The 23,378-nt window shown below is 68.9% G+C and carries 20 protein-coding genes; 10 read left to right on the plus strand and 10 right to left on the minus strand.

Annotated features, from left to right (window positions below; genetic code table 11):
• Positions 1-51 precede the first annotated feature (51 nt).
• Positions 52-1,632 (minus strand): phosphoglycerate dehydrogenase, encoded by a 1,581-nt coding sequence (serA, locus tag NLF94_RS00345; protein WP_254839473.1) that lies wholly within the window; start codon positions 1,630-1,632, stop codon positions 52-54.
• Between the two features lie 248 nt (positions 1,633-1,880).
• Between serA and NLF94_RS00350 the strand changes: the two genes are divergently transcribed.
• From NLF94_RS00350 to NLF94_RS00360, 3 genes are read left to right on the plus strand one after another with little or no spacing between them, the layout of a single operon-like run.
• The gene (locus NLF94_RS00350; protein WP_254839474.1) at positions 1,881-4,505 is read left to right on the plus strand and encodes an efflux RND transporter permease subunit; all 2,625 of its coding nucleotides are present in this window, start codon (positions 1,881-1,883) and stop codon (positions 4,503-4,505) included.
• 48 nt (positions 4,506-4,553) lie between these two features.
• A complete protein-coding gene (gene serB, locus NLF94_RS00355; protein ID WP_254839475.1) occupies positions 4,554-5,186 on the plus strand; it encodes a phosphoserine phosphatase SerB in 633 nt (210 codons plus the stop codon).
• A gap of 45 nt (positions 5,187-5,231) precedes the next feature.
• Entirely contained in the window at positions 5,232-5,513 is a 282-nt protein-coding gene (locus tag NLF94_RS00360) for a hypothetical protein (protein WP_254839476.1), read from the plus strand.
• Between the two features lie 54 nt (positions 5,514-5,567).
• Here NLF94_RS00360 and NLF94_RS00365 read toward each other — a convergent pair whose 3' ends face one another.
• From NLF94_RS00365 to NLF94_RS00375, 3 genes are all read right to left on the minus strand, one after another.
• Positions 5,568-6,854: an O-acetylhomoserine aminocarboxypropyltransferase/cysteine synthase family protein gene (locus tag NLF94_RS00365; RefSeq protein ID WP_254839477.1), complete on the minus strand. Its 1,287-nt coding sequence runs from the start codon at positions 6,852-6,854 to the stop codon at positions 5,568-5,570.
• A 209-nt stretch (positions 6,855-7,063) separates the two neighbouring features.
• Positions 7,064-8,266, minus strand: a complete 1,203-nt coding sequence (metX, locus tag NLF94_RS00370; protein WP_254839478.1) for a homoserine O-acetyltransferase MetX — start codon at positions 8,264-8,266, stop codon at positions 7,064-7,066.
• Positions 8,263-9,597 (minus strand): O-acetylhomoserine aminocarboxypropyltransferase/cysteine synthase family protein, encoded by a 1,335-nt coding sequence (locus NLF94_RS00375; protein ID WP_254839479.1) that lies wholly within the window; start codon positions 9,595-9,597, stop codon positions 8,263-8,265. The genes metX and NLF94_RS00375 overlap by 4 nt, the downstream gene beginning before the upstream one ends.
• Positions 9,598-9,783: 186 nt before the next feature.
• Between NLF94_RS00375 and NLF94_RS00380 the strand changes: the two genes are divergently transcribed.
• From NLF94_RS00380 to NLF94_RS00405, 6 genes are all read left to right on the plus strand, one after another.
• Positions 9,784-10,203, plus strand: coding sequence for an acyl-CoA thioesterase (locus tag NLF94_RS00380; protein ID WP_254839480.1), 420 nt, complete (start codon positions 9,784-9,786; stop codon positions 10,201-10,203).
• Between the two features lie 36 nt (positions 10,204-10,239).
• Complete coding sequence (locus NLF94_RS00385; protein ID WP_254839481.1) at positions 10,240-10,626, plus strand: DUF8159 domain-containing protein; 387 nt, start codon at positions 10,240-10,242, stop codon at positions 10,624-10,626.
• Complete coding sequence (locus tag NLF94_RS00390) at positions 10,623-11,030, plus strand: DUF7988 family protein (protein ID WP_254839482.1); 408 nt, start codon at positions 10,623-10,625, stop codon at positions 11,028-11,030. The genes NLF94_RS00385 and NLF94_RS00390 overlap by 4 nt, the downstream gene beginning before the upstream one ends.
• A 62-nt stretch (positions 11,031-11,092) precedes the next feature.
• Complete coding sequence (locus NLF94_RS00395; protein WP_254839483.1) at positions 11,093-11,845, plus strand: DUF5781 family protein; 753 nt, start codon at positions 11,093-11,095, stop codon at positions 11,843-11,845.
• A gap of 26 nt (positions 11,846-11,871) precedes the next feature.
• On the plus strand, positions 11,872-12,381 hold the full coding sequence (locus tag NLF94_RS00400) for a GNAT family N-acetyltransferase (protein WP_254839484.1): 510 nt from the start codon (positions 11,872-11,874) through the stop codon (positions 12,379-12,381).
• Between the two features lie 105 nt (positions 12,382-12,486).
• Positions 12,487-13,962: an aryl-sulfate sulfotransferase gene (locus NLF94_RS00405; RefSeq protein ID WP_254839485.1), complete on the plus strand. Its 1,476-nt coding sequence runs from the start codon at positions 12,487-12,489 to the stop codon at positions 13,960-13,962.
• 87 nt (positions 13,963-14,049) lie between these two features.
• Here the strand turns inward: NLF94_RS00405 and NLF94_RS00410 are convergent, their stop codons facing one another.
• Both NLF94_RS00410 and NLF94_RS00415 read right to left on the minus strand, forming a co-directional pair.
• Positions 14,050-14,661: a 30S ribosomal protein S7 gene (locus tag NLF94_RS00410; RefSeq protein WP_254839486.1), complete on the minus strand. Its 612-nt coding sequence runs from the start codon at positions 14,659-14,661 to the stop codon at positions 14,050-14,052.
• Positions 14,658-15,086: a 30S ribosomal protein S12 gene (locus NLF94_RS00415; RefSeq protein ID WP_178289723.1), complete on the minus strand. Its 429-nt coding sequence runs from the start codon at positions 15,084-15,086 to the stop codon at positions 14,658-14,660. Before NLF94_RS00415 ends, NLF94_RS00410 begins: the two co-directional genes overlap by 4 nt.
• A 115-nt stretch (positions 15,087-15,201) precedes the next feature.
• Between NLF94_RS00415 and NLF94_RS00420 the strand changes: the two genes are divergently transcribed.
• Positions 15,202-15,507, plus strand: a complete 306-nt coding sequence (locus NLF94_RS00420; RefSeq protein ID WP_254839487.1) for a hypothetical protein — start codon at positions 15,202-15,204, stop codon at positions 15,505-15,507.
• Here the strand turns inward: NLF94_RS00420 and NLF94_RS00425 are convergent.
• The 4 genes from NLF94_RS00425 to rpoB are packed head-to-tail and all read right to left on the minus strand — an operon-like array spanning position 15,499 to position 23,377.
• Positions 15,499-15,924, minus strand: coding sequence for a NusA-like transcription termination signal-binding factor (locus tag NLF94_RS00425; protein WP_254839488.1), 426 nt, complete (start codon positions 15,922-15,924; stop codon positions 15,499-15,501). The genes NLF94_RS00420 and NLF94_RS00425 overlap by 9 nt on opposite strands.
• Before the next feature lie 4 nt (positions 15,925-15,928).
• Positions 15,929-18,610 (minus strand): DNA-directed RNA polymerase subunit A'', encoded by a 2,682-nt coding sequence (locus NLF94_RS00430; protein WP_254839489.1) that lies wholly within the window; start codon positions 18,608-18,610, stop codon positions 15,929-15,931.
• Positions 18,603-21,554, minus strand: a complete 2,952-nt coding sequence (locus NLF94_RS00435) for a DNA-directed RNA polymerase subunit A' (RefSeq protein ID WP_254839490.1) — start codon at positions 21,552-21,554, stop codon at positions 18,603-18,605. The genes NLF94_RS00430 and NLF94_RS00435 overlap by 8 nt, the downstream gene beginning before the upstream one ends.
• On the minus strand, positions 21,551-23,377 hold the full coding sequence (gene rpoB / locus NLF94_RS00440) for a DNA-directed RNA polymerase subunit B (protein ID WP_254839491.1): 1,827 nt from the start codon (positions 23,375-23,377) through the stop codon (positions 21,551-21,553). Before rpoB ends, NLF94_RS00435 begins: the two co-directional genes overlap by 4 nt.
• Between the last annotated feature and the right edge of the window lies 1 nt (position 23,378).

Here is a 23,378-nt window from a genome sequence, read left to right on the forward strand (position 1 = left end):
TCCGGCCCGCGGCCGACGGGCGGAGTGGACTGCCGGCACGCCAACGCCCGTCTACCCGTTCAGGCTGATGTACTTCGTCTCGATGACGCGGTCGTCGGCCTCCAGTTCCTCGCGGGCGGCGTCGGGGACCTCCTGGTCGACGTTGTAGACGGTCAGCGCCTCGCCGCCGATGGTCTCGCGGGCGTTGAACATGCCGGCGATGTTGACGCCGTGGTTGCCCATGACGGAGCCGATGTGACCGATGACGCCGGGTTCGTCGGTGTTGCGCGTTATCATCATCTTGCCGCCGGGGATGGCGTCGACGCGGTAGCCGTCGATCCGGACGATGCGGGCGTCGTCGCCGGCGAAGAGGGTGCCGCAGACGCCGATGGATTCGTCGCCGTCGCTGACGGTGACGGTGACGAGCGACTGGAAGTCCTCGGCCTGGCGGCGCTTGGTCTCGGAGACACCGATGCCGCGCTCCTCGGCGATGCGGGGCGCGTTGACGGCGTTGACCTGCCACTCCAGCGGCCGGAAGACGCCCTTCAGCGCCGACGCGGTGACGAGTTCGACGTCCTCCTCGGCGATGTCGCCCTCGTAGGTCACCTCGACCGACTCCAGGCGACTGTCGAGCAACTGGACTGCAATCTTGCCCGCGGTCTCCGCGAGGTGGATGTACGGCTCGACCCGCGGGAACGCCGACTCGTCGACCGAGGGGGCGTTCAGTGCGTTCAACACCGGCTCACCGCGGAAGGCGGCGACGACCTGCTCGGCGGTCGAGGTGGCGACGTTCTCCTGGGCGGCCTCCGTCGAGGCGCCCAGGTGCGGCGTGACGACGACGTCGTCGACGTCCAGGAGCGGGCTGTCGGCGGGCAGCGGTTCCTCGCCGAAGACGTCCAGCGCTGCCCCCTCAAGGATGCCGTCCTCGACGGCCTCGGCCAGCGCCGTCTCGTCGACGATGCCGCCGCGGGCGCAGTTGACGAGGTAGCCGCCCTCCATCTCGGCGAGCTCGGCCTCGCCGATGAGTCCCTCCGTCTCCGGCGTCAGCGGCGTGTGGATGGTCAGGACGTCCGCCCGCTCGAGGACGACGTCGAGGTCGGCGAGTTCGGCGCCGAGCTGCTCGGCGCGCTCCTCGGAAATGTAGGGGTCGTAGGCGACCAGGTCCATCCCCAGGGAGTCGAGTTTCTTGGCGACCTCCTGGCCGACGCGGCCGAGGCCGACGACGCCGAGCGTCTTGCCGTTCAGTTCGGTTCCGAGGAACTCGCCTTTCGCCCATTCGCCGCCGCTCAGCCGGATGTGGGCCTGCGGGATGGAGCGGGCGGTTGCGAACGTCATCGCGACGGTGTGTTCGGCGGCGGCCCGGACGTTGCCCTCGGGGGCGTTGGCGACGATGACACCCTCGTCGGTCGCGGCGTCGATGTCGATGTTGTCGACACCGATACCGGCGCGGCCGACGATGACGAGATCGTCGGCCGCCTCGAGCACCTCGCGGGTCACCTCGGTACCGGAGCGGACGATCAAGGCGTTGGCGTCGGCGACCGCCGCCAGCAGGTCGTCGCCCTCGGCTTCGTAGTTCGTGACGACCTCGTGGCCGGCGTCGCGCAACACGTCCAGCCCCGCCTCCGAGATGGGGTCCGTGACGAGTACCTTCATGGACGTACCCTCCCGACGGGCAGGCATAACCCTTTCTTCATCGCTCGGTTTCGCCGGAGGCGAAACCCGGATTCTGCACACGAACGTGATCACACAATGCCGAAAGCGAAGGTCGATAAACACGAGGATGCCGTTCGACGCTTCAGCCGTCTCCGGCGTCGCCTCGGATCGGCGGCGATGGGTATATGTGTCGGCCGTTCGCAAGGTCGGAGAACTACCCGCCGCCCGACCCCGATGAAGGACCTCCGATGAAGCTGGACAGATTCGCCGACGTCGTCGTCAACGAACACCGCCGCAAGGTCGTCCTGATCACGCTCGCCGTCGTCGTCCTCCTGGGATTCGGCCTGCCGGGCGTCACGCTGGATACGACCCTCGAGGAGTTCCGCGGCGGGACGCCCGAGCACGCCGCCGACGGCTACATCGCCGAGAACCTCAGCGGACAGGCACCGAACTCGACGGGCGCCTTCCTCGTGATACGGAGCGACGGCAACGCCCTCTCGAAGGAGAGCTACCGCCAGCAGTTGCGGGCCCAGGAGCGGATCAGGTCGGATCCCGTCGTCGGGCCGACGCTCGTCGACGACCAGCAGCCGCTGGGCATCGCAAACGTCGTCGCCATCGTGAAGATACGCCGCGAGCAGGGGGTCGACCCCGACAACATCACGGTCGAACCGCGGCCCTCGCTGGAGCGCCAGCAAGCGGCGATGGCCAACCTCACCGAGCGCGAGCAGAGCCTCTACACCGGCTACGCCGTGACGCTCGTGATGGGCGACATCGACCACACCTGGCCGCCGGGCGGCGCCTTCGCCACCGTGCCGACGGAGTCGTACCTGCCGACCGACCGCAGCGCCGAATCGACCGCCATCGTCGTCTCCCACCGCGAGAACGTCTCCGCGGAGGAACTGGCCCGCGCCCAGACCCGGATGGCCGACATCGTCGACGAGGAAGTCGACGGCGAGGCGCTCGTCCTCGGCGACGGCGTCATCGACGACGAACTCCGCCGGTCGTCCTTCGACAGCCTCGCTATCGTCGGCCCGCTGGCCTTCCTGTTCGTGTTGCTCGTGTTGCTGTACGCCTACCGGGACGGCTACGACGTCCTGCTCGGCCTGCTCGGGGTCGGTCTCGTCCTCGTGTGGACGTTCGGCTTCATGGGCTGGGCCGACGTTACGTTCAACCAGCTCTTCGTCGCCGTCCCCGTCCTGCTGATGGGGCTGTCCATCGACTACGCCATCCACGTCTTCATGCGCTACCGCGAGGAGCGGCCACCCGGCGGCGAGGCGTCGTCCGTCATGCAGGTCGACGACGGCGCAGACGGCGAGGGCGGTCCCCGTTCCATCCGCGGGGCGATGGGCGCCGCCCTCGGGGGGCTGGCCGGCGCGCTGGCGCTGGTGACGCTGACGACGGCGGCCGGCTTCTCGTCGAACCTCGTCAGCGGCATCCAGCCCATCCGGCAGTTCGGCCTCGTCAGCGCCGTCGGCATCCTCGGGGCCTTCGTCGTCTTCGCGCTCCTGATTCCGGCGCTGAAGCTCGAACTCGACGAGTACCTCGAATCGGGCGGCGCCGACCGGCGACAGCAGGCGTTCGGCACCGAGGGCGGCCGGCTCTCGACGGTGCTCGCGGTCCCCGTCGCCGGCGCTCGCCTCTCCCCGAAAGCGGTCGTCGCGGTCGCCCTCGTCGTCACGCTCGTCGCCGCCGGCGGCGCCGCCACCGTCGACACCACCTTCGAACAGGAGGACCTCCTCGTCGAGGAGACGCCCGACTGGATGGAGGGGCTGGGGCCGCTGGCGCCCGGCAACTACACCGCACAGGAGAACATCGCCTTCGCCGACAACGCGACGTACATCTACGACGGGACGACGACACAGATACTCGTCAGGGGCGACGTGACGCGGGACGACACCCTAAAGCGGGTGCAGGCGGCCTCCGACCGGGCCAACCGGACCGACGTGGTCCTGGTGTTGCCCGACAACACCAACGGCACCCAGAGCCCGGTCCGGGTGATGGCGAACCTCGCGGAGGACGACGAATCCTTCGCCGAGGTATTCGAGGCGGCCGACGGCGACGGCGACGGCGTCCCCGACCGGAACCTCGAGGAACTGTACGACGCCTTCTACGAGGCCTCCCCGGACGGCGCGGCCAACTGGATTCAGCGCGAGGACGGCGAGTACGTCGCGCTCCGCATCGTCGTTCCGGTGAACGGCACCGCGAGCGAGCCGACGATAACCGACGCGATACGGCCGGCGGCGGAACCGGTCGACGGCGACGGCCTGGACGCCATCGCCACCGGCCAGCCCATCATGAACCAGGCGGTCGCCGAGGACCTCTTCTCGACGGTCATCAACAGCTTCCTCATCACGCTCGCGGTCGTGCTGGCCGTCCTGATGGCCGTCTACCGCCGGGTCGAGGGCTACGCCAGCCTCGGCGCCGTCACCCTCCTGCCGGTGGTGTTCGCCGTCGCCTGGATCACGGGCTCGATGGCGGCGCTGGGCATCCCGTTCAACGTGATGACGGGGCTCATCACCAGTTTCACCATCGGGCTGGGCATCGACTACTCCATCCACGTCTCCGAACGGTACGTATACGAGTTGAACCGCGAACTCGGCACCGAGACGGCGCTGGAGCGGGCCATCATCGGAACCGGCGGCGCGCTGCTGGGGTCGACGGCCACCACCGCCGGCGGCATCGCCATTCTCGGACTCGCACTCCTGGTCCCGCTCCAGCAGTTCGGCATCATCACCGCCCTCACCATCCTCTACGCCTTCATCGGCAGCGTCGTCGTCCTGCCGAGCCTGCTCGTGCTGTGGACCGACTGGGCCGACGCCGACCCGACCGACGTCCCCGAACACGTCCGCCGGCGCGAGGAGCGCCGCCGGTAGCGCCGCCGGAACCGACGCTTTCGTGACCCCTCGCCGCCCAGAGCCGGTATGCTCATCGCCTTCGACTTCGACGGGACGCTCTCCGATTCGGAGATGACCGTCCTGCTCGGCGAGCAGGCCGGCGTGGCCGGGGAAATCGACGAGATAACCGAGCGGGCCATGAACGACGAGATATCGTACGCAGAGAGCCTCTACGCCCGCGCGGAACTGCTCGACGGCCTCTCGGAGGCGGGCGTCGAGGAGGCGTTCGCGTCGGTCCGGTTGCGGCCGGGCGCCGCCGACGTCGTCGCCGCGCTCCGGGAGGCGGGCCACCACGTCGCCATCCTGACGGGCGGCTTCGAGCGGGGCGTCGAGCGGGCGCTGGCAGCCGAGGGAATCGAGGTCGACACCGTCGTCGCCAACCGCCTCCCGACCCGGAACGGCAAACTGACCGGCGAGGCCGAGGGACCGCTCATCGAGGGGACGAAGGACGACGCCCTCGAGGACCTGGCGAGCGAGGTCGGCGTCGCCATCGAGGAGACGGTCGCGGTCGGTGACGGCGCTAACGACCTGCCGATGCTGGAGGTGGCGGGTCTGGCGGTCGGCTACGAGCCGAAGCCGGCCGTCGAACCCCACTGTGACGTCGTCGTCGAGTCGATGGCCGACCTCCGGGAGCTACTGGAGACGCGGGGCGTCCTCTAGTTCGTCTGACGCGGTTTTATTCGCGCCGGTCCCGAACCGGCGGGCATGGGACTCCGCGGGACGCTCCTGTGGCCGGTGTACAGCCTCGCCGGGTGGGCCGACGACAACCCCCTGAGCGCGCTCGGCGTCGTCGTCGCTGTCGGCGCCCTGGCCGCGCTCGCGGTCTCGACGCACCTCGGGACCGGCGCCGGCGCCGACAGTGCTGGCGAGGCGCAGGCCTCCGGCGGGGTACCGGTCGATGCCCTCGTCGAGACCGCACTCGCACAGCCGGCCTACGTCGTCGTCGCCGTCCTCGGACTGGTGGTCTTCGCGGCCTACGACGGCTGAGACGACGGCAGCCGCCGCTCCCGGGAGTCGGCGAGCGTCGACCACGCGCGCGGCTCAGGTCGCGGCCTCGATGGCGGCGTCGAGGTCCGCGATGATGCGGTCGGTGTCCTCCAGACCGACCGACAGCCGCACGAGGTCGTCGGTGACGCCGCTGGCCTGCTTTTCCTCGTCGGTGAGCTGCTGGTGGGTCGTCGAGGCGGGGTGGATGATGAGCGTCTTCGCGTCGCCGACGTTGGCGAGCAGGCTGGCCAGGTCCGTCGACTCGACCGTCGTCCGTGCGGCCTCGTAGCCGGCCTCCAGGCCGAAGGTTATCATCCCGCCGTAGCCGCCGTCGAGGTACTCGGAGGCGGCGTCGTGGGTCTCGTGGGACTCCAGGCCGGGGTAGGTGACCCACGACACCTCGGGGTGGTCGGCCAGGTACTCGGCGACGGCCATGGCGTTCTCGCAGTGGCGCTCCATCCGCATCGGGAGCGTCTCCAGCCCCTGAATCGTCGTCCAGGCGTCGAACGGCGCCTGCTGGTTGCCGAGGTCGCGCATGCCGCGCGTCCGGGCGGTCGCCGCGAAGGCGGCCTCGCCGAAGGCGTCCGCGAAGTTCACGCCGTGGTAGGCGGGGTTCGGCTTGGCTATCTCGGGGAACCGCTCGGCGTGCTCCGCCCACGGGAAGCTCCCTCCGTCGACGAGGGCGCCGCCGATGGTCGTCCCGGAGCCGTGGAGCCACTTCGTCGTCGAGTTCCAGACGATGTCGGCGCCGTGTTCGATGGGTCGGCACAGCGCCGGCGTGGCGAAGGTGTTGTCGACGAACAGCGGGACGCCGGCGTCGTGGGCGATGTCGGCCAGCCGCTCGAAGTCCGGCGTCACGAGCGCCGGGTTGCCGATAGTCTCACAGTGGACGAAGGCGGTGTCCTCGTCGATGGCCGCCTCGTAGGCCTCGTAGTCCAGCGTGTCGACGAACCGGGTCTCGACGCCGCGGCGCTCTACCGTGTGGGTGAGGTAGGTGTAGGTGCCGCCGTACAGCGACGACGCCGAGACGACGTTGTCGCCGGCCGACGCCAGAACGAACGTCGCGAGGTCGAACGATGCCATCCCCGAGGCGGTTGCGACGGCGGCGACGCCGCCCTCAAGCGTCGCCAGCCGCTCCTCGAGGACGGCGTTCGTCGGGTTCATGATGCGGGAGTAGATGTTGCCCGGCTCCCGGAGGGCAAAGAGGTCCGCCGCGTGCTCGGCGTCCTCGAACTCGTAGGAGGTGGTCTGGTAGATTGGCGGCGCCCGCGCGCCGGTCGTCGGGTCGGCTTCCTGTCCGGCGTGCAGCGAGTCGGTGTAGAGGTCCTCGCGGTCGAACATGCGTTCGGACGACGTGCCTCTCGGTGTTAAGCGGTACCACCTGCGTCAACGTTGGCCGCAGTCCCCGACGCGTCGTCGGGGCGCGTCGTCGGTCCGTCCGGACACTCGACCGGTCGGGCGTGCGGTGTGGACGGGCGGTGTGGCCCGGCGCGGCCGCGTCGTCCGACGCTCGGTGGCGTCGGCGCTCTCGGCAGTTTCGGCCGGTATCGTCACTTGCCGAAGAGGCTCGTGTGGACGGGTGCGTACTCGTCGCCGTCGTCCTCGGTGGTGTCGGAGACGGCCTTACCGGCGATGCCCTCGGCGAGGAAATCCGAAAGCGGCGGCCCGACGCGGTCCGGTTCGACGAGGAAGGCGTCGTGGCCGTGCTCGGAGTCGACGACGTGGTGGGCGGTGTCGGTGTCGGTCGCACGGAAGGACTCGGCCAGTCCCTCGCTTTGCTCGACCGTGAAGTGCCAGTCGCCGGTGAAACTCACCAGCAGCGCCTCGCCGTCGAAGGCCGCCAGCGCCTCGGCGTCCGAGTCGTAGCCCGCCGCCAGGTCGTAGTTGTCCATCGCGCGGGTCAGGTAGAGGTAGGCGTTGGCGTCGAACCGCTCGGCGAACGTCTCGCCCTGGTAGTCGAGGTACGACTCCACCTCCCGGTAGGGGAAGAAGCCGGCGGCGGGGTCGGTGTCGAAGGTGTCGCGGCCGGCGTCCATCCCCGCCGACCGGCGGCCGAACTTGTCCTCCATCGACGATTTGGAGAGGTACATGACGTGACCGATCTGTCTGGCCAGCGCCAGCCCCTGCGTCGGGTGGTCGTCCCCGTAGTAGTCGCCGCCCTTCCAGTCGGGGTCGGTCGTGATGGCCCGGCGTGCGATGGCGTCGAGGGCGAGACACTGGGGGTCCAGGCGGGCGGCGGCGGCGACGACCATGAGTCGGTCGACGTGGTCGGGGTGGCGCTTGGCCCACTCGAGGACGTTCATGCCGCCGACGGAGCCGCCGACGACGGCGTGGAGGTACGGCACGCCGAGTTCGTCCAGCAGGCGGCGCTGGGCGCGGGTCCAGTCGCCGACGGTCACGGCCGGGAAGTCGGTGCCCCACTGCTCGCCCGTCTCGGGGTTCGTCGAGGCCGGTCCCGATGTGCCGTAACAGGACCCGGGAACGTTCGCACAGACGACGTAGTACTCGGTCGTGTCGATGGCTTTCCCCGGCCCGACGATGTCGTCCCACCAGGCGTGGGCCTGGCCGGCGGTGTCGGCGCGGCGTCGGCCGCCGGCGACGTGGGCGCTGCCGGTCAGGGCGTGACACACCAGCACGGCGTTGTCGCCGGTGAACTCGCCGTAGGTCTCGTAGGCGACCTCGAGGTCCGGGATCGACTCCCCGCACTCGAAGGTGAACTCGCCCAGCGAGACGGCGTCTCGGGTGCTGCTCATAGGACTCGGTCCAGGTCCGCGACGATGTCCTCGACGTCCTCGATGCCGACCGACAGCCGGACGAGGTCGGGTGTGACGCCGCTCTCGCGCTGTTCGGTCTCGGTCAACTGGGCGTGCGTGGTTGAGGCGGGGTGGATGACGAGCGTCCGCGCGTCGCCGATGTTGGCGAGGAACTTCGCCACCTCGGTCTCCTCGCAGACCCGCTTTGCGGCGTCGTAGCCGCCCGCGGGACCGAAGGCTATCATCCCGCCGTAGCCACCGACGGACGGGCCGTCGGCCGGCCCGCCGAGGTACTTCGCGGCGAGGTCGTGGGTCTCGTGGGACTCCAGGCCGGGGTAGGCGACCCACGCCACGTCCGGATGGTCGGCGAGGAACTCCGCGACTGCGGCGGCGTTCTCGCAGTGTCGCTCCATCCGGAGGCCGAGCGTCTCGACGCCCTGCAGCGTCGTCCAGGCGTCGAACGGCGACTGCTGGTCGCCGAGGCTGCGGGCGCCGCGCTGGCGGGCCGCCGCGACGAAGGCGCGGTCGCCGAACCGCTCGGCGAAGTTCAGGCCGCCGAAGGCCGGGTTCTCGCCGGCGATTTCGGGGTACTTCTCGGGGTACTCGCCGAACGGGAAGGAGCCGTCGTCGACGAGAATCCCGCCGACGGTCGTCCCGGAGCCGTGGATCCACTTGGTCGTCGACTCCCAGACGACGTCGGCGCCGTGCTCCAGCGGCCGACAGAGCGCCGGTGTGGCGAAGGTGTTGTCGACGACGAGCGGGACGCCGGCGTCGTGGGCGACGGCGGCGATTTCCTCCAGCGGCGGCGTCACGAGCGACGGGTTCCCGACCGTCTCGCAGTGGACGTAGGCGGTGTTCTCGTCGATGGCCTCGGCGTAGGCGGCGGGGTCCAGCGTGTCGACGAACCGCGCCTCGATACCCCGCCGGCCGGCGGTGTGGGTGAGGTACGTGTGGGTGCCACCGTAGATGGAGGACGCCGAGACGACGTTGTCGCCGGCCTCGGCGAGGACGAGCGTCGCGGCGTCCAGCGCGGCCATCCCCGAGGCGGTCGCCAGGGCGGCGGTCCCGCCCTCCAGCGAGGCCAGCCGTTCCTCCAGGGCCGCGACGGTCGGGTTGGCGATGCGGGAGTAGACGTTGCCGTCGTCCTCGAGGGCGTAGCGGTCGGCCGCCACGTCGGCGTCCGGGAACTCGTAGGAGGTGGTCTGGTGGATGGGCGGCGCGGCGGCGCCGGTCCCGCTGTCCGGGCCCTGGCCGACGTGGAGACACCGCGTGTCGAAGCCCAACTCGGGACGCGGCGCCGCGTCGCTCCCCCGCGAATCCTCGTTGTTCATGTATGCTGTGCATATATCTCTACGTTTCTATAACCACCAGTTACGGCAACGCTTGCCGGCCGTCGGTCGACCCCGCGCCGACGGACGGCCGCCGGCCCTCTCGGTAGCGACGGGACGACGCCCGGCACGCGGCCCCTGGGGACCTGCCCGCCACAGCTTTATCATCGCTGCCGGTCCCTCCCCGGTATGCAGGCAGTGTTCGAGAACACGGTCCGGTTCGAGGAGACGGACGCCCAGGGCGTCGTCTTCTACGGCAACTACGTCACCTTCCAGGACGAGGCGTTCACCGCGTACCTGGAGGCCATCGGCTACCCCTACGAGACGCTGCGGGCGGCCGAGTGGGACGTCCACGTCGTCCACGTCGACCTCGACTACCGGAAGCCGGCGGAGTTCCGCGACCGGTTGCACAACGCCATCCGCGTCGACGCCATCCGGGAGTCCAGCATCGAGTTCGACTACGAGTGCCGCGACGACGACGGCGACCTCGTCGCCGATGGCGGCCTCGTCCACGTCGCCGTCGACGAGTCCGGCGAACCGACCCGCGTCCCCGACGAGTTCCGCGAGGCCGCCGTCGCCTTCCAGGAGACGCCGCCGGACCCCGTGTAGGCGGGGGTTTCTTTTCGCTCGGGCCGAACGCCCGGTATGGTGTCGAACGCCGAGGTCGTCGACCGACTCGAACGACGGCTGATGAGCCTCGGCGTCTACGTCGAGCGGCACGCCCGCGAGTCGACCGACGACGGCGAGACGCTGCACGTCGAGTACGAGACGGCCGCCGGCGGCCTCGACAGCGGCGACATCGGCAACGTCTGTACGGAACTCGTCGACGCCCACGGGGACGGCTGGGAGCCCGTGGACTGTCACTTCTGGGCGTTCGCCACCGGCGGCGCCGGTCAGTTCCTCGGCGACTGGGAGGTCCGGGCGGGGTGGCTCCACGCCCTCGAGCGAGGCGACATCTCCGAGACGGACTTCTCGACGCTCGTGCTGTCGACGCGCCGGCGCGACGAGTCCCCGGAGGACGGCCCGCGGTGACGCTCGCCGAGGCGGTCCGGACGCGTTTGCTCGAGACCCACCGCCCGACGCTGGAGCGTGCGCTCTCCTGTGCGGACGCCGTCGCCGCGGGCTGGGACGGCGAGACGACGACCGACCGGGCGGCCGTCGTCGACCGCTACCGGACGGTCCTCCGGGAGGCCGACGCCCTCGACCCGCTCGTGGCGGCGCTCGTCGACGCCGTCGAATCCGCGGGCGGTGACCTCGCGGCCGCGCCGGTCGCCGACGTACCCTACCTCGCGGTCACCGGCCGCGGCGTCGTCCTCCGGGGCACGCTCGTCGCGGGCGGCCGCATCGTCGCGACGCTGGGCGCCTTCGAGGTCGCCCCCTACCGCCGCGGCCCGGCCCTCCCGGACGCGCTGGCTGTCGAACGGCGGGGCCGGTAGTTGGCCCCCCGGGTTCCGGCCCCGTAAGAGTCAAACCGACCGGTCCCCTGTCAGTAGATGACATGGACGTTCGCGTGACGGGGCGTGGGCCGGCGGAGCCGTTTCTGAGCGCCCGTGACCTGCTTGCGACCGAGCACGACCTCGAGTTGCCCGTGGTCGTGAAGTTCCGTGAGGACCCCGACGACCGGACGGTCGCGGGCCACTACGACGACCGCCACGAACTGCTCGTCTCCCGGCGGACCGCCAGTTCCGCGATGGCACGGGAACTCGCCCTCCACGAGTTCGCACACATGGCCCGCTACGAGGAGGAACACCCCTCCCACGTACAGTCGACCGAGGAGGCGCTCTTTCTCGCCCTGGCGGGCCGCAGCGTCGAGCGGCGGAAACTGGCCCACTGCTACCAGATAGCCAACCACATGAAGGACATCTACGCCGACGACATCACGCTGGACATCGGGCCGACCGGGAAACTGGTCGCCTTCCTCGAGTCGTCGCTGGCGGGCGCCGTCGCGGACTCGCCGCCCCCGTCCCCCGGCGAGTGGCAGCGCTGGACGGGCGCCGCCGACCCCGAGATCACCGCCGTCAACGCCGCCTTCGCCCTCGCCCTGCTGGAGCGGCACGACGCCATCGACGACGACCACCGCCTCTACGACCTCGCGGACGCGGCGGCCGCCGACGCGCCCGAGGTGTCGCTGTCGACGTTCAAGACCCACTTCCGGTCGCTGGGTGCCGACCCCGACGCCTCCGAGTACCGCAAGGCGCTCGTCGACGTCACCCGCGAGTACGCCCTCTGCGGCGAGCGAGCGGCGGACTGAAGGGGACGCCGCCACATCCCGGAGTCGTGAGCGAAGTCACGATTCGCGCCGCCACCGAGGACGACGTCGAGGGCATCTTGCGGGTCGCCGACCGGGGCTGGCGGGCGGCCTACGGCGACTTCCTCCCCGAGGACGTCATCGACACGGCGATGGCCGAGTGGTACGACGCTGGCGCCACCGCCCGGACCCTCGACCGCGAGGACGTCGCCTACTTCGTCGCCGACGCCGACCGCCGGGTCGTCGGCTACGTCAGCGGCGGCCCGGCCGACGGCACGCCCGACGAGGCCGTCCTCGGCGCCATCTACGTCGACCCCGACCGGTGGGGCGAGGGCATCGGAAGCCGCCTCCTCGAGCGGTTCGAGGCCTGGTGTCTCGACCGCAATCGGCCGTCGATACGGTTCCGCGTTCTCGCGGCCAACGACCTCGGCGCCGCCTTCTACCGGTCGCACGGCTACGAGGTCGCCCACGAGGAGTCCTCGGAACTGTTCGGCGAACCCGTCACCGACCTGTGCTTCCGGGGGAACGTCGACGAGTGAGGTCCGCCGGGCCGGGACGGTGCGCTCCCACCGACGGGCCGGCTCGGGTCCCGTCCCGTTGCGTATGTGAAAGGTATTTACCTGTTCTGGCCGATTTCACATTCAATGTCCCCGCGTGCGGATCTCCGCTCGGCGCTCGCCGAGCGGGACGTTCCCCGAATCTGGCTGTTTCGTGCCGCCGTCGTCGTCCTCGTGCTCGCGCTGTGTACGCCCGCTGCGGCCTCCTACGTGACCTACGAGGAGACGAGCCACCAGCGCGGCACGCTGGAGTCGGTCGCCGAAAACGAGACCGTCATCAGCATCCAGGGCTTCCACTTCGAGGGCGAGGGCAGTTCGAAGAAACCCTCCGGACTGGTCGGCGTCGACGGCCGCGCCCAGACCGAGTGGACGCTCAACGGCTCCGAGGCCGACTGGCCCGTCGACACCGTCGACCAGTCGTGGTGGTTCTACGACGTCGACCCGCTGCCGAACGGCAACTTCCTCGTCGTCAACACCTTCCCCGGCGAGACGTTCGTCCACGAGTACGACCCCGAGACCGGCGAACGGATCTGGGGCGAGCGGTTCCCCGAGATGGTCGACACCCACGACGTCGCCTACCTGAACGACGAGGAGATCGCCATTGCCAACATGCGCAACTACGACGAGGAGGCCGGCGTCAGCGACGACCGGGTCGTCATCTACAACCGCACGCAGGGTGAGATCACCTGGGAGTGGTACTTCCGGGAGCACTACCCGGCCGACATGGACGGCGGGATGAACGAGGACTGGAGCCACGTCAACGACGTCGACCCCGTCGGCGAGGACCGCCTGCTCCTGTCGCCGCGGAACTTCGACCAGGCCATCGTCGTCAACCGCACCACCGGCGACATCGTGATGCAACTCGGTGAAGACGGCAACCACTCCGTGCTCAACGAGCAGCACAACCCCGACTACTTCGAGAGCGAGGACGGCACGCCGACGATGCTGGTCGCCGACAGCGAGAACGACCGCATCGTCGAGTACGCCCTCACCGACGAGTGCGAGCGGCCCGAGGGCGTCGAGAAGGCCGGCAACCGCCTCGACTGCGAGTGGGAACTCGTCTGGGAACTCGGCGGCCCCGAGCAGTTCAACTGGCCCCGGGACGCCGACCGCCTGCCGAACGGCAACACCCTGGTGACCGACTCGCTGAACCACCGCGTCATCGAGGTGACGCCCACCGGCGAAATCGTCTGGGAGTACTACGTCGGCTGGGGCCCTTACGACGCCGAGCGGGGCGAAACGGAGTCGTCGGGCCCGACGATGCAGGACATGAACGTCTCCGGGTCCTACGACGTCAACGGCAGCGCTGGCCTCGAACCCGGCACCGGCAACAGCACGACGCTGGCGGGGTGGATGTCCGCGATGGCGGCCGGCACGCCCGCCGAGGCGTCCGTCGACGAGGCCGCCCAGCGGTGGTCCCACGTCGCCCCCTGGATATACCCCGTCTGGATGTCCGACTGGGACTTCGCGTACGTCATCCTCGCCGTCGTCCTGTCGCTCGTCTGGGCCGTCTACGAGGGCTACCGGAAGCGCGGCGTCGTCGTCGACGCGGTGGCGGGCTGAACCGGGGGCGGCGGGTTCGACTTCCCGTTCCGCGACCGGCCGCGGGGCTGTCGGGCGACGTGAAACCGAGAGAAGACGGAAAACGACTTAGCGAGCGGCCGCCGCGACGCGCTCCTGTTCTTCCTTCTGGCTGACCGGGTACGCCTGCAGGTCGTAGTTGGCGGCGCCGACGAGCTGGTTGGCCAGCGCCTCCTCGACTGGGGTCGGCGTCTTGAACGACGCGTTGTAGGTGCCCTGGGCGATGAACTTCAGCGCCTGGTCGACGCGGCGCTGGGGGGCCACGTCGACGGCCTTCGGGACCGAGATGCCGCCGTACTTCAGGCGGACCGTCTCCTCGCGCGGACCGGCGTTCTCGACGGCCGTCACGAGCACCTGGACCGGGTTCTCCTCGGTCCGCTCGTGGACGATGTCGAACGCCTCCCGGACGATGCGGGTGGCCTGCTGCTTCTTGCCGGTGTTCTCGTCGGTCTGCATCAGCCGATTGATGAGCCGCTCGACGACCGACAGCTCCGACTTCTTGAACTGCTTGTCGGTGTGTCGCCCCATCGTGTGGGCGATGGGCGTCACCGTGATGTAGCGCTGCGTCGAGGGGTCGCCGTACTCGATGCCGGAGACCTCCCACTCGCCGAACAGCTTCGCCGAGACGCGCTCGTCGTCCGTCGAGGCGGGCGCGTCCGGTTCGGGCGCTTCCGAACTCATCGGACTGGCTTCTCCGCGTTCCCGCGGACGAGTTCGATGAGCGAGACGCCGTTCACCTTCTCGACCTTGTAGTTGACACCCGAGAGGTCGCCCATCGCACGACCCTTGGCGCCGCCGATGCCCGCGATGGTGACCTCGTCGTGTTCGTCGATAAAGGAGATGGCACCGTCGCCGGGGCAGAAGGCGGTGACCTGCTTGCCGTTCTTGATGAGCTGCACCCGGACGCACTTCCGGATGGCCGAGTTGGGCTGCTTTGCCTCGATGCCGACCTTCTCGAGGACGATGCCCCGACCCTGCGGGGCGCCCTCGAGGGGGTCGGACTTCTTGCCGAGTCCGCGAGCACGGCGCGCGTAGTCCGAGTCGGACCACCGATGTTTCTGGCGGTCCTTCTTGAGTTTGCGCGCGGCGTATTTGCCGTTCGCCATAGTACCCCTTGCTTCCCTGCGGAGCTACTTAAGCATCCCTTTTCGGGACCGCCGTCGTGCCCGCTCGACGGGGGCCAACGGGGGATTTTAGTCGCTGTGGCACCTCGTGCCACGCGTGCCGTCGACACCCGAGGGCGGACCGCGAACCTACGCCATCGCCGCCGGCGACGCCGACTGCGAGCACGACGCACTCTCGGAACTGGGCGGCGACGCCGGCGCCAACCGCTACTTCCGGTGTCGCTCCTGTGGCGGCGTCCTCGTGCGGGAGTCGCCGATGCAGAGCGAGGGCACCGACGTCGACCTCGGCACCGTCGACCCCCGGATGGACGACCTGCTGGCGGACCTCGACCACTACCACGACCGGCAACCCGCGTCCCCCCTCGACCGCGCCGCCGACGCCCTCCGTCGGCTGCTACGGTAGCTCTATCTCGTCGACGCCGAAGTGTCGCCCGGCCAACCGCCGGGCCAACTCGATGTTGCGGCCGTCGGCGCCGATGGCGACGCCGCGGTCCTCGCGGTCGACCTCCGCGTAGGCGACGGTCGTGTCGTTCTCGCTGATGGTCACGTTGTAGACGGCCGCCGGCGCCAGGGCGTTGGCCACGAAGGCCGCCGCCGTGTCCGCGCCCTCGACGATTTCGACGGCGCGGCCCAGTTTCTCCTCGAGTCGCTGGACGTGCTCGCCGCCCGGTCCGATGGCCTGCCCCATCGTCCCCGGCGGGACGACGAAGACAACCCGGTCGTACTCCTCGTCGACGATGCAGTCGGTCGCCGCGACGTCGGTCTCGGCGTCGAGGACCGCGATGTGCCGTCTGGCCTCGTCGGTGAGCGTGACGGCCACGGCCTCAGTCGTCGGCAGTCCCGCCGTCGGCGCGCTTCGCGCTCATCCGCAGGTCGACGTCGCCGGTGCCGAGTTTGATGGGCTTGCCGACGATGACGTTCTCCGTGACCCCGTCGAGGGCGTCGACCTCGCCGTGGATGGCGGCGTCAAGCAGGTGGTTGACCGTCACCTCGAACGCGGCGCGGGCGAGCACCGAGTCCTTGTTGCCGGAGATGCCGTGCCGGCCGATGGACTCTATCTCGCCGTTGTTCGTCATGATGTCCGCGACCAGCATCAGGTGCCGGATGTTCACGTCGTCCAGCCCCTGCTCCTCGAGGGTGTTCATCGTCTCCTCGATGATGGCCTCGCGGGCCGCCTCGATGCCGAGGTTCTTGTGGATCTCGTGGATGTTGTTGCAGGTCGTCCGCGAGGCGTCGACGCCCTCGATGTCGAGGACGTCGCCGAACGACGACCCCTCGGTGTAGAGGACGAACTCCTCGCCGTCGTCGAGTTCCTCCTTCCGGATGACGACGCGGCTGATCTCGTCGATGCCCTTGAACACGACCTCCCGGAGCTCCTCGACGAGCTGGAGCAGTTCGCGGTAGGAGGGCTGGTCGGGCCCGAACTCGATGATGGCCGGTTCCGGCTGGACGGTGTCGACGCCCAGCTTCGACTCGATGGTGTCGGCGATCTCGCCGGCCACCTCGTCGAGGCTCTCGACGGTCGGCCACCGCTCCTCCAGCGTCTCCTCGTTGAGGTCGATGCGGACCAGCATGTCCGCGACGTTCGTCGAGACGTCGCCCAACGCGAGGATGCGCGTCGCCTCGATCTTCCAGACCACCTCGTGGGCCTTCTCGCGGTCCGTCGCGTACTCGTCCTCGAGGTGGACCGTCATCATCGGCGTGTCCGGCGTCTTCCGGGCGTCCACCAGTTCGATGAGCCGCGGCAGCCCCTGCGTGACGTCGATTTCCGCGACGCCCGCGTAGTGGAACGTGTTCATCGTGTTGTGCGTCACGACGCCCTCGGCGGTCGTGAACGTCTCCAGGCCACTAACGGAGAAGTCGTAGACGTATTCGTGGTTGCTCTCGACCGTCTCGATGGACTCGATTCGGTCCCACACGACATCGCCCGTCACTGCGCGTCGAAGGGCGTCGACTTCAGGGTGTGGCCCGTCGAGTTCCGATTCGGCCTCGGCGACGAGGCGGGTGAGCCGATTCCGGCCGATGCGCTGTCGCTTCGTCGCGCTGTTCACCTGCCGTTTCGGGATTCCGGCAGCTTCGGCCACCGCGTCGAGCGAATCGCCGAAGTTCGGAATCTGATCGGTCGCGTCGGGGCCATCGGTGTCGATCCCGTCGGCGAGTGCGTCGAGGGCCTCACTCCGTTCGCCGACCATACCGATACGGTCGACGAATCGCGGAACGTGTTTCTTCGGAACACGCAGCGTCCGGGAGTCGTCCTGTTCCCCGAGCGTCGCGTACACGTCGAACCGAGCGAGTAGTAGCGCGATGCCCGCGGTGAGCCGGTTGCTGACCGAACTGGACCGAACGGCGTTCTTTCCGACGTTTCCGTCACCGCTAAAGTATCCTCGAAGGAGTCCGGCGACGAACGACTCGTCCGCCCCGACGGCGAAGCCGGGAATCGTCTTCTCGCCGTCGGTCACGCACGCAGCACGGAGGAAGTCGGTCAGCACCGTGCCGTTGAGTCGGATGTCGTATCCGTCCGCGAAGCCGCTGTCGTTCTCGTATTCGTTCACCGAGAGGTCGAACCGCGCCGCGAACGAGCGGATTCGGGACTGGAACTCCGGGTCGACGTTCGACACGGAGACGTAGTAGTCAGTCAGGGAGCCCTCGGCGAGCCACGCGCCGACGAAGAAGCCCGTCTCCTCGTCGAGCGGGAATCGCTCCGGGAGTCCGACGGTCCCCTGTGTCGGATACACAGCGTGCTCGTCGAGTCGCCCCGACTCGAGAGCATCCAGTTTGTTCCGACGTTGGTCCGCACCACCCGGAACGGCCTCGGTACCGCCGTCGGTGAGCGCGGAGGTGTACCAGTAGTCGCTGGCCGGGAGATACTCCCGCAGGTCGACGGAATCGCTGCCGGCGGCATCGATAGACGACACGACCGGGAGCCAGTCGCCGACATCGAGATTTTCGCCGGCAACGGGGACGACCTCGTTGTCCCGCCGGGTGACGAACGAGTGAGCCTTCGTCGCACGAACCGACCGGCCGGACTCCAGTTCGAACCGGAGCAGTTCGTCAGGCGTCTCGTGTCGGCTGACCTCTTCGACCGGCTTCCACTCGACGGTCTCGTCCGACGAGAGACTCGGAACTTCCAGACCGTCCGGTGCGAGTGCGACCTCGTGTCCGTCCAGCTGCCGCGCCTCCCGGCCCTCGATTAGCGAGTCGACGAGCGGGCCGATTTCGGTTACCTCGGTCTCGCCGTCGTGTCGGACGACGACTCGTTCGTCCGACGGCACCGACATCTGCGTTCCGGGCTCGCCGATGGACTGCGCCGAGACGGTGCCGACGGGGTCCAGCGGGTCGACGCGCGTCTCGAGGTACTGTGACTCGACGGCCTCGACGATTTGCTCGGCGTGGTCGACCGTCACGTCCTCCCGGGAGCCGACGGTCTCGTAGACCTCGTCCTTCAGCCGTCGGGGGAGATCCGAGGATTCGACCAGTTCCTCGACGTCGTCGGGAACCTCAGTCATCGGACTCCACCTCCGTGCCGCCGGCGGCGCGCCACGACTCGCCGTGCTCCGAGAGGTTCGTCGTCGGCTCGTCGATGCCGAGGAACTCCCGCTTTGCGGCCTCGGTGTCGAACTCCTCTTCGACGATGCGGTCGGTGATGGACTCGACATCGATGTCGAACTCCTCGCCGGAGGAGACCCGGACCGGCGAGGTGCCGTCCTCGCCGAACTCGAACTGGACGACGGTGTCGGAGGTGTCCCGGACGGTACCGTCGTACTGCGCTTCCAGTTCCGACAGCGCGTTGATAAGCCGGCGCTGGAGGTAGCCGGACTTCGAGGTCCGGACGGCGGTGTCGACCAGGCCCTCCCGGCCGCCCATCGCGTGGAAGAAGAACTCCTTGGGCGTCAGGCCGTTCCGGTAGGAGTTCTCGACGAAGCCGTGGGCGTCCGCCGAGAGGTCGTTCCGCTGGAAGTGACTCAGGGTGCGGTCCTCGTAGCCGCGGTTGATGCGCTCGCCGCGGACCGCCTGCTGGCCGACGCAGCCGGCCATCTGGGTGAGGTTCAGCATCGACCCACGGGCGCCGGACTGGGCCATCACCACGGCCGGGTTGTCGGTGTCGAAGTGGTCGTCGGCGATGTCGCCCGCCGAGTCGCGGGCCTTCCCGAGCGTCTGCATGATCTTCATCTCCAGGGTCTCGTCGACGGTCCGCCCGGGCAGCGACTCCAGTTCGCCGGCGCGGTAGGCCTCGATGAGGCTCTGGACCCGCTCGTAGGCGCTGTCGATGGCCTCACCGATCTGCTCTTCGGCGTCCCGCTCGATGGACTCGTCGTCGATGCCGATGGAGAACCCGAAGTGCATGATGGCCCGCATCGCCAGCGTCGCCACCTCGTTGACGAACTGCCGGGCGCGGGTGTTGCCGTACACCTTGCAGATGGTGTCGACGACCTCGCCGCCGAAGGCGCCGACGGCGTCCTCGTCGATGGTGCCGGAGACCAGCTGTCCCTCCTCGATGACGACGGTGTCGCCCGCCGAGGAGGTGAACTCGAGGCTGAGTCCGTCCGGCAGCAACTCCGAGAAGATGGTGCGGCCGGTCCAGTACTCCGTCCCCTCCTCGTCGGTGCCGTCCGGCTCCGGCAACTCGTCGATGCTCGTCGCTCGCAGCAGGTCCAGCGCCTGCGTCTCGTTGAACTGCGGGTTCTCGTTGGTCAGCAGGTACGTGCCGGAGATGTGGTCCTGAATGGCGCCGATGATGTTCTCGCCGAACCGGGGGCTGAGAATCTGCTCTTGGACCCGCATCAGGACGCGGGCTTCCGCACGGGCCTCCTCGTTCTGGAGGGCGTGCATGTTCATCTCGTCGCCGTCGAAGTCGGCGTTGTACGGCGGACAGACCGTCGTGTTCAGCCGGAACGTCTTGTACGGCATCACCACGACCTCGTGGGCCATGATGGACATCCGGTGCAGCGACGGCTGCCGGTTGAAGATGACGATGTCGCCGTCGATGAGGTGGCGGGCGACCTCCCATCCCGGCTCTATCTTCTCGGCCAGCTCCTCGCAGTTCTTCTCGGTTACCTTCAGCCGTCGGCCGTCCGGCCGCTTGACGTAGTTGGCGCCCGGATGTTCCTCGGGCCCGTTTGCGACGTAGCGGCGGGCCTCCGAGAGGTTCCGCTCGTTGACGTTCATCGTCTGGGTCATCTCGCTTGCGACCCGGTCGGGCACGCCGACCTCGTTCAGCGACAGGGTGGGGTCCGGCGAGATGACGGTCCGTGCCGAGAAGTTCACGCGCTTGCCGGACAGCGAGCCGCGGAAGCGGCCCTCCTTGCCCTTCAGCCGCTGGGAGAGCGTCTTCAGCGGCCGGCCGGACCGGTGCCGGGCCGGCGGCGTCCCGCTGATCTCGTTGTCCATGAACGTCGTGACGTGGTACTGCAGCAGTTCCCAGAGGTCCTCGATGATGAGCTGTGGGGCGCCGGCCTCGCGGTTCTCCATGAACCGCTGGTTGATGCGGATGATGTCGACCAGCTTGTGCGTGAGGTCGTCCTCGCTGCGCTGGCCGTTGTCCAGCGTGATCGAGGGCCGGGCGGTGACCGGCGGCACCGGCAGCACCGTCAGTATCATCCACTCCGGCCGGGACTTCTCGGAGCTGATGCCCAGCACCTCGATGTCCTCGTCGGGGATGTCCTCGAACCAGTCGCGGATGTCCGAGGGCATCAGCTTGTTCATGTCCTCCTCGGTGAGGTCGACGTCCAGGGCCTTCTCGATGGCCTCCCGGTCGTCGCGCTTCGGCCGGAACTCCCCGGAGAGGATCTGGTTGATGCGCTCCACCTCGACGCCGGTCTCCTCGGACAGTTCGGCCGGCGACACCGGCTCGCGGTCCTCGTCGTCGCCCTCGCCGTCGGGGTCCCGGCCCTCCATCGCCGCCGCGATTCGTTCGGGGTACTCCGAGGACAGCACCTGCTGGACCTCGTAGTACGTCGTCGGCTTCTCGTGGTTGATGTCGTACTGCTTCTCGCCGCAGTGCGGACAGCGGTCCTTCTTCCTGGCCATCCGGATGGCCGCCTTCGTCACGTCGTTGAGGTCCTCGCCGAGCTGGCGGGTGCGGTCGAGCCGGCTCCGGAACTCGTTTTTCTCCTCCTCGGTGAGACAGAGCCGCGAGCACTCCCGGCAGGTCCCCCGCAGGAGCCGGCGGATGAGTTTGGCGTGGCCGACGTGGATGACCGGCGCCGCGAGCTCGATGTGACCGAAGTGGCCGTTACAGGAGCCGGAGTGCTTCCCGCAGGTCTTGCACTCCAGTCCGGGGTCGATGACGCCCAGCCGCGGGTCCATCAGGCCCATGTCGATGGGGAAGCCGTCGTCGTCGTACGTGTCGGCCGTGATGACCTTCGTGGCCGACATGTCGCGGTACTCCTCGGGGTCCATCAGCCCGAAGCTGAGCGACCCGATTTCCTTGGGTGCTTGTCCGTCCATCATACAGCGTCCTCCAGTTCGATCCGCGGCGCGATGCCAAGCGCCTTCATCTCGTCCAGCAGTAGCTTGAACGCGTAACTCATCTCCACCTCGTGGACGTCGGTCTCCTCCTCACAGTTCGGACAGTAGACGCGCCGCTGCTCGACGTTCTCGACGGCGCTCATGCCACACTGCCCGCAGACGTGAATCCACTCGCGGTCGGACTCGTCGAGCAGTCGCTCCTTCAGCGTCATGGCGGCGCCGTGCCCGATGAAGACGTCCCGCTCCATCTCGCCGATACGGAGGCCGCCCTCGCGGGCGCGCCCCTCCGTCGGCTGGCGGGTCAGCACCTGCACCGGCCCCCGCGAGCGGGCGTGCAGTTTGTTCGAGACCATGTGGTAGAGCTTCTGGTAGAAGATGACGCCGACGAAGATTTCGGCCTCGATCTTCTCGCCCGTGATGCCCGAGTACATGACCTCCTTGCCGTTGGACTTGAAGCCGCGGTCGATCAGCGACTCCCGGAGTTCGTCCTCGGTCTCGCCCTGGAACGGCGTCCCGTCGACGCGGCGCCCCTCCAGGGAGCCGACCTTCCCGCCGAGCATCTCCAGGATGTGCCCGACCGTCATCCGGGAGGGCAAGGCGTGGGGATTCAGGATGAGGTCCGGCACGACGCCGTCCTGGGTGAACGGCATGTCCTCTTGGGGGGCGAGGTGGCCGACGACCCCCTTCTGGCCGTGCCGGGAGGCGAACTTGTCGCCGAGTTCCGGCACCCGCTCGTCGCGGACCTTCACCTTCGAGAGCTTCGAGCCGTCCTCGCCCTCCATCAGGGTGACGGTGTCGACGACGCCGGACTCGCCGGAGCGCATCGTCACCGACGTCTCCCGGCGCTTCTGCGGGGAGAGACCGCCCATCTCGTCCGGTTCCTCCAGGAATCGCGGCGGCGACGTCTTCCCCAGCAGGACGTCGTTTTCGCCGACCTTCGTTTCGGGGTTGACGAGGCCGTCCTCGTCGAGGTGGGTGTAGGCCTCCTCGCCGCGGGCGCCACGGACCTCGTCGTCCGGAATCTCGAAGCGGTCCTCCTGGCCGCCGGGGTAGCGGCGCTCCTCGCCCTCGTACGTTCGGAAGAAGTGCGAGCGGGCGAGAGCGCGCTCGACGCTGGCCTTGTTCATCACCAAGGCGTCCTCGATGTTGAACCCCTCGTAGGACATGACGGCGACGACGAAGTTCTGTGCGGCCGGCCGGTCGTCGTAGCCGATCTGCTCGGTCGTCTGGGTCTTGACGATGGACAGCTGGGGGTAGTGCAGCAGGTGCTGGCGCGTGTCGGGCCGGATGCGGTAGTTCGCGCTCGGCAGGCCCAGCGACTGCTTGATCATCCCCGACCCCATCGTGATTCGCGGCGAGGCGTTGTGCTCGGGGTACGGAATCATCCCCGCGCCGATGCCGAACATCAGCTGGGGGTCGACCTCGAGGTGGGTGTGGTCCTCGGAGAGTTCGTCCTCGTCGACGGCGACGTAGATATCCTCCTCCTCCTCGGCGTCGATGAACTCGACGTAGCCGCGGTCGACGAGCGCCTCGAAGGAGAGTTCGCCGTCCTCGACGGCCTCGATTTCTTCGTCGGTGACCAGCGGCTCGCCGTCCTCGACGACGATGAGTGGCCGCCGGGCGCGGCCGGCGTCGGCGTTGACGATGACCTCGTCGGTCCGGTCCCGGACCGCGACGTTGACCATCTCGTCGATCTCGCCGCGACGCCGGGACTCTCGGATGTCGTTTGCGAGCTTGTGCGGGTCCGGGTGGGTGCCGATCAGGCTCCCGTTCACGTAGACTTTCGCGTCTCGTCCTTGGCTCATA

This window comes from Natronomonas marina (genome assembly GCF_024298905.1).
Taxonomy (GTDB): Archaea; Halobacteriota; Halobacteria; order Halobacteriales; family Haloarculaceae; genus Natronomonas; species Natronomonas marina.